Source organism: Nocardioides sp. NPDC057577 (assembly GCF_042801335.1).
Taxonomy (GTDB): Bacteria; Actinomycetota; Actinomycetes; order Propionibacteriales; family Nocardioidaceae; genus Nocardioides.
The window spans coordinates 26323-37909 of the sequence record NZ_JBHVGB010000002.1 but is presented as its reverse complement, the minus strand read 5'-3'; the positions used below and the strand labels follow the sequence as shown (position 1 = coordinate 37909).

At 71.3% G+C, this 11587-nt stretch carries 11 protein-coding genes; 4 read left to right on the top strand and 7 right to left on the bottom strand.

What is annotated here, in order from left to right:
• Position 1: 1 nt before the first annotated feature.
• Genes ACFU7D_RS00605 through ACFU7D_RS00595 form a run of 3 tightly spaced genes read right to left on the bottom strand, consistent with a single transcriptional unit; the run spans position 2 to position 3317 of the window.
• Positions 2 to 916: a hydroxymethylglutaryl-CoA lyase gene (locus ACFU7D_RS00605; RefSeq protein ID WP_378861924.1), complete on the bottom strand. Its 915-nt coding sequence runs from the start codon at positions 914 to 916 to the stop codon at positions 2 to 4.
• Entirely contained in the window at positions 913 to 2103 is a 1191-nt protein-coding gene (locus tag ACFU7D_RS00600; RefSeq protein WP_378861921.1) for an acyl-CoA dehydrogenase family protein, read from the bottom strand. The genes ACFU7D_RS00605 and ACFU7D_RS00600 overlap by 4 nt, the downstream gene beginning before the upstream one ends.
• Positions 2103 to 3317 carry a CaiB/BaiF CoA transferase family protein gene (locus ACFU7D_RS00595; protein ID WP_378861918.1) on the bottom strand — a complete coding sequence of 405 codons (1215 nt, stop codon included), beginning with the start codon at positions 3315 to 3317 and terminating at the stop codon, positions 2103 to 2105. Before ACFU7D_RS00595 ends, ACFU7D_RS00600 begins: the two co-directional genes overlap by 1 nt.
• Positions 3318 to 3409: 92 nt before the next feature.
• Here ACFU7D_RS00595 and ACFU7D_RS00590 point away from each other — a divergent pair, with 92 nt between their 5' ends.
• Both ACFU7D_RS00590 and ACFU7D_RS00585 read left to right on the top strand, forming a co-directional pair.
• Positions 3410 to 4789 (top strand): phosphotransferase family protein, encoded by a 1380-nt coding sequence (locus ACFU7D_RS00590; protein WP_378861915.1) that lies wholly within the window; start codon positions 3410 to 3412, stop codon positions 4787 to 4789.
• A gap of 37 nt (positions 4790 to 4826) precedes the next feature.
• On the top strand, positions 4827 to 5549 hold the full coding sequence (locus ACFU7D_RS00585; RefSeq protein ID WP_378725256.1) for a GntR family transcriptional regulator: 723 nt from the start codon (positions 4827 to 4829) through the stop codon (positions 5547 to 5549).
• A 13-nt stretch (positions 5550 to 5562) separates the two neighbouring features.
• Here the strand turns inward: ACFU7D_RS00585 and ACFU7D_RS00580 are convergent, their stop codons facing one another.
• Together ACFU7D_RS00580 and ACFU7D_RS00575 are read right to left on the bottom strand one after the other, a co-directional pair.
• Positions 5563 to 6333, bottom strand: a complete 771-nt coding sequence (locus tag ACFU7D_RS00580; protein ID WP_378861912.1) for a crotonase/enoyl-CoA hydratase family protein — start codon at positions 6331 to 6333, stop codon at positions 5563 to 5565.
• Positions 6330 to 7973: an acyl-CoA dehydrogenase family protein gene (locus tag ACFU7D_RS00575; RefSeq protein WP_378861908.1), complete on the bottom strand. Its 1644-nt coding sequence runs from the start codon at positions 7971 to 7973 to the stop codon at positions 6330 to 6332. Before ACFU7D_RS00575 ends, ACFU7D_RS00580 begins: the two co-directional genes overlap by 4 nt.
• Before the next feature lie 72 nt (positions 7974 to 8045).
• Here ACFU7D_RS00575 and ACFU7D_RS00570 point away from each other — a divergent pair, with 72 nt between their 5' ends.
• On the top strand, positions 8046 to 8762 hold the full coding sequence (locus tag ACFU7D_RS00570) for a PaaX domain-containing protein, C- domain protein (RefSeq protein WP_378861905.1): 717 nt from the start codon (positions 8046 to 8048) through the stop codon (positions 8760 to 8762).
• A 19-nt stretch (positions 8763 to 8781) separates the two neighbouring features.
• Here the strand turns inward: ACFU7D_RS00570 and ACFU7D_RS00565 are convergent, their stop codons facing one another.
• Positions 8782 to 9573, bottom strand: a complete 792-nt coding sequence (locus ACFU7D_RS00565; protein ID WP_378861902.1) for an SDR family NAD(P)-dependent oxidoreductase — start codon at positions 9571 to 9573, stop codon at positions 8782 to 8784.
• Positions 9574 to 9705: 132 nt separating this feature from the next.
• On the opposite strand from ACFU7D_RS00565, the gene ACFU7D_RS00560 reads away from it, so the two are divergent.
• Positions 9706 to 10224, top strand: coding sequence for a MarR family winged helix-turn-helix transcriptional regulator (locus ACFU7D_RS00560; RefSeq protein WP_378861899.1), 519 nt, complete (start codon positions 9706 to 9708; stop codon positions 10222 to 10224).
• Positions 10225 to 10365: 141 nt separating this feature from the next.
• On the opposite strand, the gene ACFU7D_RS00555 is transcribed toward ACFU7D_RS00560, so the two are convergent.
• Positions 10366 to 11541: a LuxR C-terminal-related transcriptional regulator gene (locus tag ACFU7D_RS00555; RefSeq protein ID WP_378861896.1), complete on the bottom strand. Its 1176-nt coding sequence runs from the start codon at positions 11539 to 11541 to the stop codon at positions 10366 to 10368.
• Positions 11542 to 11587: the final 46 nt, after the last annotated feature.

The window sequence follows — 11587 nt, the reverse complement described above, 5'->3', positions numbered from 1 at the left end:
ATCAGGGTTGGTCAGATGGGACGGGGAACGGGCCGGCAGAGCCGACTCCGGAGCGGACTCGAGTCCCGAGATGACCGCAGACCTCGGCGCCGGCGGCGGCGATGGCAGCGATGTCCAGGCCGGTCGTGAGGCCGCTCCGCTCGAGCAGCCAGGCCAGGTCTTCGGTGGCGACGTTCCCGGCGGCGCCGGGGGCGAACGGGCAGCCGCCGAGGCCGGCCGCGCTGGAGTCGAGGGTGCGTACGCCCTCGGCGACGGCGGCGAGCGCGTTGGCGAGCCCGGTCTTGCGGGTGTCGTGGAAATGGGCGCGCAGGGGGAGGTCGGTGAGGGCCCGGACGGCGGCGAAGCGGTCGTGCACCTCGGCGGGTACGCCGGCACCGATCGTGTCCGCGAGCGCGACCTCGGCCAGCGGGCCGACCCGCAGCACGTCGCGGACCACCGCGGCGACCTCGTCGGTGCTCACCTCGCCCTGGTAGGGGCAGCCGAACGCGACCGCGACGGTGACGGTGAGGGGCAAGCGGGCGGTGTCGGCGACCGCCGCGACGCCCTCGAGCGCGCGGACCGCCTCGGCGACGGTCACCCCCTGGTTGCGGCCGCCGAAGACGTCGGTGGCCGGGACGACGTAGTTGAGCTCGTCCACGCCGGCGTCGACCGCGCGCTCCGTGCCCCGCCGGTTCAGCACCAGCCCGGCATAGCTGACGCCGGGAACCCGGGTGATGCCCGCGAGCACCGCCTCGGCGTCGGCCATCTGCGGCACGCGATCGGGCCGTACGAAGCTGGTGACCTCGACGCGCCGGGCGCCGGCGGCGACCGTCTGCTCGACGAGGGCGATCTTGTGGCGGGTGTCGAGGGTGACGGCCTCGTTCTGCAGGCCGTCCCGGGGGCTCACCTCGACGATCTCGATCTCTGCGCTGGTCATGAGAGTCCGAACTCCCAGCTCTCGCCGCGGTCGTAGCGACCGAGGATCCGTCGGGAGACGGTGTGGATGTGGACCTCGTCGGGGCCGTCGTAGATCCGGCCGAGGCGGGCGTTGCGGTACATCCGGCTGATCGGGGTGTCGTCGGTCAGGCCGAGCGCGCCGTGCACCTGCAGGGCCCGGTCGACCACGTTGTGCAGCATCCGGGCACCGACGACCTTGATGACGCCGATCTCCTCGCGGGCCTGCTCGCCGCGGTCGATCTTCTCGGCGGCGCGCAGGGTCAGCAGCCGGGTCGCCTGGATCTCGGCGAAGGACTCGAAGACGTGCTCCTGCATCAGCTGCTTGCGGGCCAGCGGCTCGCCGAACGCGACCCGGCCGTTGAGGCGCTCGCACATCAGGTCGAAGGCCCGCTGCGCCTGGCCGAGCCAACGCATCACGTGGAAGATCCGCCCGGGGCCGAGCCGCTCCTGGGCGATCACGAACCCCTTGCCCCGCTCCCCGAGGAGGTTCCCGGCGGGGACCCGGACGTCGTCGTACGCCACCTCGTAGTGCCCCGCGTCCATCCCCAGCACCGGGGTCTCCCGCACCAGGCGGTAGCCGGGGGTGTCGGTCGGGACGATGATCATGCTGAAGGCCTGATGGGGGGCGGCCTCCGGCTCGGTGCGGCACATGACGGTCGTGTAGGCGGCCTGGGCGGCACCGGTGGTGAACCACTTGCGTCCGGAGACGACCCACTCGTCGCCGTCGAGCACCGCGGTGGTCTGCAGCTGGGTCGGGTCCGAGCTCGCGACCTCGGGCTCGGTCATCCCGAAGCTGGGGTTGATCTCGCCCCTGACCAGGGGAAGCAGGTAGGTCTCGCGCAGCGCTGGGTCCGCGTGCCGGTCCAGCATGATCGAGTCCTGCAGGGTCAGGGTGCCGAGAGCGACCTGGCCGAACTCGCTGCGGCCCTGCACCTCGTTGACGAACACGTAGTCGAGGAACGGCATCCCGCCGCCCCCGATCGAGGTGGGGTGACCGAGCGCCCACAGCCCCTGGCTCTTCGCCTCGGCCTGGAGCCCGGCCATCAGCGCGGCGGCACCGGGACCACCTGCGTAGAGCTGCTGCTCCACCGGCTCGACCCGCTCGGTGATGAACGTGCGGACCCGGTCGCGGACCGGTCGTACGTGGTCGGGGACCTCGAAGCTCATCAGCGCACCACTCCCGCGTCCGCCAGCTGCGACCACTCGGTGTCGTCGACGCCCGCAAGCTCGGCCAGCAGCTGTCGGCTGTGCTCGCCGATGCGCGGTCCGGAGGCACGTACGCCGCCCGGGGTGCGGGAGAACTTGGGGACCACGCCGGCCGCGGGCACCTCTCCCCCGGCCGCCGTCGCCAGCCGGAGGACCATGTCGCGAGCTCGGTAATGGGGGTCGGCCAGCATGTCGGGGGCCGTGTAGACCCGGCCGGCGGGAACACCGTGCTCCTCGAGGAGCGCGAGCAGCGCCTCGGCGTCGAGTCCGGTGGTCCAGGCGCCGATCAGATCGTCGAGCTCGACCATGTTCGCGCCGCGCGCGGCATGGCTGGCGTAGCGCTCGTCGGTCGCGAGCTCCACCTTGTCCATCGCCTTGCACAGCCGACCGAACACGGTGTCGGCGTTCGCGGCGATCAGCACCTCGCTGCCGTCGCGGGTCGGATAGGCGTTGGACGGCGCGACCCCAGGAAGGACCGAGCCGGTACGCCCTCGAGTGCGGCCGCCGACCTCGTGGTCGGCCATGGTCGACTCCATCAACGCGGCCACCGCCTCGTAGATGGCGACGTCGACCTCCTGGCCGCGGCCGCTGCGGGCCCGTTCGACCAGGGCGCCCATGGTGCCGATCACGGCGAACATCGCGGCCAGCGAGTCACCGAGGCTGATCCCGGCCCGCGACGGCGCACGGTCCGGCTCGCCGGTGGTGTGGCGGATGCCGCCCATCGCCTCGCCGATGCTGCCGAAGCCGGCGTCGGCCGCGCGGGGGCCGGTCTGGCCGAAGCCCGAGACGTGGACGACGACCAGCTTGGGGTTGACCTCGGCCAGGCTCTTGTAGTCGAGGCCCCAGCGCGCCAGCGTGCCCGGTCGGAAGTTCTCCAGCACGACGTCGACCTCGGCGGCGATCCGGCGGACCAGTGCGCGACCCTCGTCGGTGCGCAGGTCGATCGCCACGGATGCCTTGTTCCGCGCCAGGCTCGGCCACCACAGGCTCTCGCCCTCGTGGACGACCCCCCAGGTGCGCATCGGGTCGCCGCCGACGGGCGCCTCGACCTTCACCACCTCGGCGCCGTAGTCACCGAGAAGCTGTCCGGCGAAAGGGCCGGCGATGAAGCTGCCGAGCTCGAGGACACGAATCCCGGCGAGAGGGCCGGCACCGTGGCGTGCGTCACTTGTCATGACGACGATTGTGCACAATCACCGTCGCAAAAGCCAGATCTATCGAAGTTTTTGCTCTGATTGCATACTATTGACCCGAAAGCGAGGTAGCCATGACCACCACGACATCTCCCGCCGAGGACCTGCTCCCGGGCCTGCAGGCGGTCCTCGGGACGCGCTACGGCGCGCTTGACGACCTGGTGCCCGTTCGGCTGAGCAGCGGAGCGTCGCGTACGACGTGGCTGCTGCCGGGCGCGGGTACCAGACCGACGCTGTTCCTCCAGCAGGAGCGCCCCGGCGGTGTCCCGGGCCAGTCCGGGCAGGTGGCGGAGATCGCCGCCATCCGCGCGGCCCGGGCGGCGGGGGTCGCGGCCCCCGTCGTGGTCGCCAGCAGCATCGACGAGGGCGCACCGGCGGGCCTCGGCGAGTTCGTCCTGGTCGAGGGGCTCCCCGGCGGTTCGGACCCGGCACCGCTGCTCACCGAGGAGCGCTTCGCCGGCGCGCGCGAGCGGTTCGCGGCGCAGGTCGGCGAGCTGCTGGCCAGGTTGCACACCATCGGGGCCGAGCACCTGTCAGGAGTTCCCGCGACCGATCCGCTCGAGTTCTACCGCGACCTGCTGGACGAGCTCGGCGAGCCGCATCCCGCGCTGGAGGTGGCGCTCGCGTGGCTGATCGAGCACCGACCCGCACCGGTCACGCCCGTGCTCGTGCACGGCGACTTCCGGGTCGGCAACCTGATGTACGAAGAGACCGGGCTCTGCGGCGTGCTCGACTGGGAGATCACGCACGTCGGCGACCCGGCGGAGGACCTCGGCTGGCTGTGCGTACCGTCCTGGCGGTTCGGCGGGCCGGGCCGCGCGGGCGGGGTCGCGTCGGCGGCCGAGGTGCTCGCGTCCTATCGCGCGGCCGGCGGCCGATCCGAGGTGACCGCGGAGAGGGTCCGCTGGTGGGAGGTCTTCGGCACCTTCAAGTGGGCCGTCATCTGCATCATGCAGGCGGCCGCCCACCGCAACGGATCAGAGCGCTCCGTGGAGCTGGCGGTGCTGGGCCGCCGGACCGCCTCGGTCGAACGGGACCTCCTCGACCTGATCGGCGCCCCCGACCCGGCGCCCTTCGACGAGGAGATCCCGGAGGGCACCGCCGGACCCCACGACGCGCCCGACGCCGCCGGCCTGCTCGAGGCCGTCCGCGAGCACCTGGCCGAGGCCGTCCTTCCCGAGCTCACCGGCCGCACCGGCTACCTCACCCGGGTGTCGCTGCGTGCCCTGGCCATCACCGAGCGCGAGCTCCGGCTCGGCTCGCTGCTCGCCGCCCGTCACCGCGACCGCCTCGCCGCCGTCAGCAGCGCCGACGACGCCACCCTCGCGCGCGCCATCCGCACCGGCGAGCTGGGCTACGACCGGGCGCTGGAGCTGGTCGTCGGGCTCGTCGCCGACAAGCTTCGCGTCAGCGATCCACGACGCCTGTCGTCCGGCAACGTGGCATGGGATTGAAAGGCGTGGAGATGTGCGGACGGCATACACTCGCCCGATGAGCGTGGCAGGAGAGGCCCCCGGCAAGGTCAACGCGCTGCTCGCCTACGAGGGCATCCGCCGCAAGATCATGGAGGGCGAGTACCAGCCCGCTCAGCGGCTGATCGAACAGCGCATCGCCGTCGAGCTGGGGCTGTCGCGTACTCCCGTCCGCGAGGCCATGCGGAGGCTCGAGGCCGAGGGCCTGGTCCGCAGCGAACCCAACCGCGGCGCGATGGTTCGCTCGGTCACCGTCGACGAGATCCACGACATCTACGGCCTGCGCGCCCAGCTCGAGTCGTACGGCGCCGGGCTCGCCGCCCAGCGCGCGCAGGACTCCGATCTGGAGAAGATCGACGCCGGGATCGAGCGGTTCGGGTCGGCCATCGCGGTCATGCACACCGACGAGCTCGCCTCGGTCCGCGAGGTCCACGACGCCAACGAGCAGATCCACGCGGCGGTCGTGGCGAGCGCCCGGCACCGGCGGCTCGGAACCCTCCTGGCCCGCACGGTCGACGTACCCCTGATCTTCCAGTCCTTCCGCCGGTTCGACCACGATCAGGCGGCGCGCTCGGACCTGTTCCACCGGATGATCCGCGACGCGATCGCGCGGCGCGACGCCGACCGCGCCGCGAACCTGATGACCGAGCACATCCTCCAGGGCCGCGACGTGCTCCTCGAGAGCCTCGAGACCCGTGACGACGGCAGCGTCGACCTCTTCCGTACGTCGGGATCCGCCTGACCTGCGAAGAAGCTCAGTCAGTGGCGTCGAAGGATCCGTGGCGTCCGGCTCCGTCGGCGAACCGGGTCGCGCCGGCGACGGTGTCGGTGGTGACCGAGACGACCCCGTGGCGATACTCCGCGACCAGGGCATCCACCTCGCTGAGACCCTCCTGCTCCAGCACGGAGAGCCGGTCGTGCCGCATGCAGGTCTGTGGGAACGCCGCGAGCTGTCGCGCCAGTTCCTGCGCCGCCGCGAGGGCCTGACCGGCTGGGACGACCCGGTTGGCCAGTCCCATCCGCAGGGCCTCCTCGGCGCCGACGGGACGGCCGGTGAGGATCAGGTCCATGGCGTTGCTCGTGCCGATCAGCCGAGGCAGCCGGACGGTGCCGCCGTCGATGAGCGGTACGCCCCAGCGGCGGCAGAACACGCCGAAGACCGCGTCCTCCTCCATCACCCGCAGGTCGGCCCAGATCGCCAGCTCCAGGCCGCCGGCGACGGCATGACCGGCGACCGCGGCGATGACGGGCTTGCCCAACCGCATCCGGGTCGGACCCATCGGACCGTCGCCGTCGGGCTCGAACCGGTTGGGGTCCCCACCTGCGACCGCCTTCAGGTCGGCCCCGGCGCAGAAGGTGCCGCCCTCACCGTGCAGCACCGCCACGGCGGCGTCGGGATCGGCGTCGAACTCCTCGAACGCGGCCACCAGGGCCTCCGCCGTCGCCCGATCGACGGCGTTGCGTACATCCGGCCGGTTGATCCCGATCGTCGTGACCGGGCCGTCCTTGGTGACGTCGACGGTCATGCCGGAAGCGCGCGCTCGAGGATCGCGGCGACGTCGCCGCGTGGCGACAGCGTGCCGAAGGCGCCTCCCCAGTCCCGGCCGAGGCGCGAGGAGCAGAACGCATCGGCGACCGGAGCCGGCGCGTGCCGGAGGAGCTGCGAGCCCTGGAAGACCAGCGCCAGCTGCTCCACGATCCGCCGGGCCCGGAACTCGAGGTCGTCGAAGGAGGTGAACTCCTTCTTCAGCCGGTCCAGCGCGGCGTCGTACCTGGCGTCGGCGCCGGTGGCGAGCTCCGCCTCCGCCAGGAACGCGTCCAGGGTGTGCGGCTCCTTCGCCAGCGCTCGCAGCGCGTCGAGCGCGGCCACGTTGCCCGATCCCTCCCAGATCGAGAGGAGCGGCATCTCGCGGTAGATGCGGGCGACGTCGAAGTCCTCGATGTAGCCGTTGCCGCCCAGGCACTCCAGGGCCTCGTTGACCATGAACGGCGCCCGCTTGCAGACGTAGTACTTGGTGACCGCGAGCGCGATCCGGCGCAGCGCGGCCTCGGACTCGTCCCCGCGGATCGCCCGATCGTTGGCGCCAGCCAGGCGCAGCATCGCCGTCGTCGCCGCCTCGGACTCGACCTGCAGGTCGGCGAGCACGTTGCGCATCGCCGGCTGCTCGATCAGCGGCTTGCCGAAGGCCGAGCGATGCCGGGCGTGGTGTGCCGCCATGGTCAGCGCGGTGCGCATGCCGGACGAGGAGCCGATCACGCAGTCGAGGCGGGTCATGTTGACCATCTCGACAATGGTGCGGACCCCGCGGCCCTCCTCGCCGACGAGCCAGCCGGTGGCCGCGTCGTACTCGATCTCGGAGGAGGCGTTCGACCTGTTGCCGAGCTTGTCCTTGAGCCGCATGAAGCGCATCGCGTTGCGCTCGCCACCGGGCAGCACGCGCGGCACGAGGAAGCAGGAGACGCCTTCTGGGGTCTGGGCCAGGGTGAGGAACAGGTCGCTCATCGGGGCGCTGGTGAACCACTTGTGGCCGCGCAGGACGTAGCTGCCGTCGGGCTGCTCGGTCGCCGTGGTCGTGTTGGCGCGTACGTCGGAGCCGCCCTGCTTCTCGGTCATCGACATCCCGGCGATCAGACCGCGCTTGGTCTCGGGGTCGCGCAGTCCGAAGTCGTACTCCCGGTTGGTCAGCAGCGGCTCGAACCGGGCGGCGAGCTCCGGGTTGGTCCGCAGCGCGGGGACGACCGCGTAGGTCATCGAGATCGGGCAGCCGTGGCCTGCGTCGACATTCCAGGCGTAGAACTTCGCGGCGCGCGCGACGTGGGCGCCGGGACGGTCGTCGGCCCAGGGAGCGGCATGGAGACCGTGCTCCACCGCGACGCCCATCAGCTGGTGGTACGCCGGGACGTACTCGACCTCGTCGACCCGATGACCGTAGCGATCATGGGTGTGCAGACGCGGGGGCACCCGCTCGGCGAGGCGGCCCCACTCCTGCGCCTCCGCCGTGCCGGCGAGACGGCCCAGCTCATCGATCTCCGGGAGCGCCCACGCGGCGCCCTCCCGCTCGAGGCCCTCCCGCAGGACCGGGTCGCCGGCCGTGTTGTGCCCCACCAACGGCGGGGCCTGGTTGGTGACCACATGGGTGGAGTGGGCGTCGTGCGTGCTGGTCATGATCAAGATGTTACATAATCTCTAACAGCCGTGTCTATGAACGTTGCATGAGAGGATGCCCAGGTGGTTACCGTGCGCGATGAACTGGCTCCGCTCTCCGCCCGCTCCACCATCCTGAGCCTGATGCTCGGCGCGCATCCGAACCCGCTGACCCCCGCCGACCTCGCCCGCGCCGGCCAGTTCTTCGGCATCGCGCCGGCGACCGTGCGGGTGGCGGCCACTCGCGCGGTCAATGACGGAGATCTGGTCCGGAGCGGGGCCGGCTACCGGCTCGGTGAGCGCCTCGTCCAGCGTCAGGCTCATCAGGACGAGGCGGTGCACACGGCGGACAAGCCGTGGGACGGCTCCTGGGAGATGGCCATCGTGGTCACCACCGGTCGGCCGGGCCCCGAACGCGCCATCCTGCGCGATGCCCTGAAGGCGCACCGGCTCGCCGAGCTTCGTGAAGGGGTCTGGACCCGGCCGGCCAACCTTCAGCGTCCGCGCTTCTCCGATCCGGTCCTGCAGGCCTTCACGGCTGTGCCGGACCAGGATCCGCGCGACCTCGCCGCCTCGCTGTGGGATCTCGGCGGCTGGGCACGGGAGGCCGACCGGCTGCTCGAGCGGCTGGCCTCGACACCGCAGCCCGCGCTCCGGCTCGCGACCGCCGCCGCGATCGTCCGGCACCTCAGCGACGACCCGCTCCTCCCCATCGAGCTCCGCCCTGCGGACTGGCCCGCCTCCGACCTGCGCGAGACCTACAGCGCCTACCAGCGCGAGCTGAGCGAGCTCGCCGCGCTGCCCCGCTGAGACCGGGTGTCGGCCGACCTCAGAGCATGCCAGTCAGGACCCCTCCGTCGGCGCGTAGGGCGGCGCCGTTGGTGGCCGAAGAGAGCGGGCTGGCCAGGTAGGTGGCGAGGTGGGCGATCTCGTCGGGCTCGATGAAGCGCTCCAGCAACGAGGTCGTGTTGCCCGCCGCGATGGCACCCTTGAGCTGGTCGGCAGGCATCCCCTGGACCTGGGAGATCTGCGCGACGGCTTCCGCAACGCCGTCGGAGTACGTCGGTCCGCCCAGGATCGTGTTGACGGTGACGCCGGTGCCCCGGGTGAGCTTCGCCAGGCCGTTGCCCAGAGCGAGCATGCCGGCCTTGGTCACCCCATAGTGGGTCATGTCGGCGGGAACGTTCACGCCGGACTCGCTGCTGACGAAGATGATCCGGCCCCATCCCCTGTCCAGCATCGCGGGCAGCGCGTGCCGCGACAGCCGGACGCCGCTCATCAGGTTGATGTCGAGATACCGCTGCCAGTCCTCGTCGGAGATCTGCTCGAAGGCACTCACCTCGAAGACACCGACGTTGTTCACCAGGATGTCGACCTCGCCGAGCGACTCCAGGAGCGCGCGCACCTGGCCGGGGTCGGCGAAGTCGGCCGGGATCCCGGTGACGTCCGCCGTCGGCACTGCGGCCCGAAGCCGATCGACGGCCGCGTCGACACGCTCCGGGGAGCGCCCGTTGACGACGACGCCCGCGCCCTCATCGGCCAGGGATCGTGCGATCGCGTAGCCGATGCCTTGCGTCGACCCGCTCACGAAAGCCCTCGTCCCGGTCAGTCCCAGGTCCATGATTCCTACCTCTCCGTCGCCGCTTCCGGCATTCAATTCACTTGCTCAGGCAAGTCAACGGTAGGTCGAATGACTTGCCTGAGCAAGTTAACGAAGCAGCGCGGGCACACTGTTCTCGCGTACGCTGCGTCCATGCCCGACGCCAGCGGACCAACCGCCACTCCCCCTGAGCTCACCGGCGACGACCTCGAGACCTGGGCCGCCCTGGCGACGGTGCTGGAGTGGCTGCCCCCGGCCCTCGACGGCCAGCTCCAGCGCGACGCTGAGCTGACCCACTTCGAGTACGGCGTCCTGTACGCCCTGGCCAAGGCACGCGAACGCACCCTCCGGATGAGCGTGCTGGCCGGCTACGCGAACAGCACGCTCTCGCGGCTCTCGCGCGCAGCGGTGCGGATGGAGTCCAGAGGGTGGCTGCGCCGCACCCCCGACCCCGCCGATGGGCGCTACACGCTGGCCATCCTCACCGACCCCGGGCACGAGAAGGTCCGGCAGGCGACCCCCGGTCACGTGGAGGTCGTCCACCGACTCGTCCTCGACCGCCTGACGAAGGCCCAGGCCCGGCAGCTGCGCGAGATCAGCCACCGGATCATGCGTGCCATCCGCGACGAGGACGGCTGGGCGCCGACGTCACGGGCCGAGGGCTCCGACTGAGTCTCGGGTGCTCCGGACCGCGACATCAAGCGGGAGCGTCGAACTCGATGTGCATGGCAAGCGCGCGAGATCAGTCGCACCACGGGCGGCGCGACCAGTCGGGCTCACGCTCCTCGAGGTCTGTCTGGCCTGGCTGGAGGTCTACGACATCGACGTCCTGGAAGACCCGTGAACCGGGTCGAGAGGTGATTCCGGCATCGGACCGCCGCGCAGGGGGAGCTGGGTTGCGGCGCGCTGCTCGTTGTCACGCAACCGCCCCTCGTAGTGGCTGAAGAACACCTTGGCGACCAGGTCGCGGCGGCTGCGTACGCCTGTCTTCTCGAACACGTGCTTGAGGTGCTGCTGGACCGTGTGCGGCGAGATGACCAGCGCCTGGGCGATCTCGACCGTCGACAGTCCCTTCAGGACGAGCTGGGTGAGCTCCTTCTCGCGGTCCGTCATGCCGTACGCAGACATCAGGAGTGTTGCAATCCGCGCGGGATGAGCGGGCTCGACGATGACCGCCACCTGTGGGTCCGGTCGCGTCGCGAGAACGGCGCCGTGCAGCACGATCCAGGTGCCCGACTCGCTGAGGACGCGCGAGGTCGCCACCTCACCCGACTCTCCCGGCGAGTCGACCGAGCGCAGCGCTCGCGCCGCGACAGCGGCCACCGCGACCGGCACGGCCCCCGGCGCGGGACGAGGGAGATCCGCGAGCCATCGCGCGACACCTTCGGTGGCCGACTCGATGCCGAGCGCCGAGTTCAGCACGACCAGGCCAGGAGCCCCGGAGGAGTCGGGGTCGGAGGCCTCACCCAGCAGGAGCGCGTTGCGCGCCGCCTCCGCCAGGCTGGGCGCGATCGCCTTGAGGAACGCCTTGTCGGCGGCGCCGAACATCGGCCGGTCAGGCTCGCGGTAGAGAGCCAGCGAACCCCAGACGACGCCGGCGCGGGTCCGCAACGAGGCGATGATCTCCTGGTCGCCGCCTAGCTCCATGTTCGCCTTCCACCGGGGCGTCGCCGACGGGTCGCCGTCGGTGATCTCGTAGAGCGTCGAGACGCCTTGGTCCGACTTGGCGACGTCGCTGAGCTTGTGCACCCCGTCGGCGCGGTACTCGTTGTCGAGGAAGTCGGCCGGGAGCACCGGCAGCAGCTCGTCGAAGTGGCTGGTGATCAGCAGCGACGCGGGATCGAGCGTGTAGAAGCACGGCGCCCAGTAGTGCGGGATCGCGTCGGCGATCGGCTCGCGACACTCCCGCCACAGCGTGACCAGATCGAGCCCCTGCCTGCTCAGGCGCTCGATCCTGTCCTGCGACCGCTGACGGGTGCGCTGGTCCACCTGATCGAAACTACTCCCCGCGCGGGGTCACCTGAATGCCAGATTG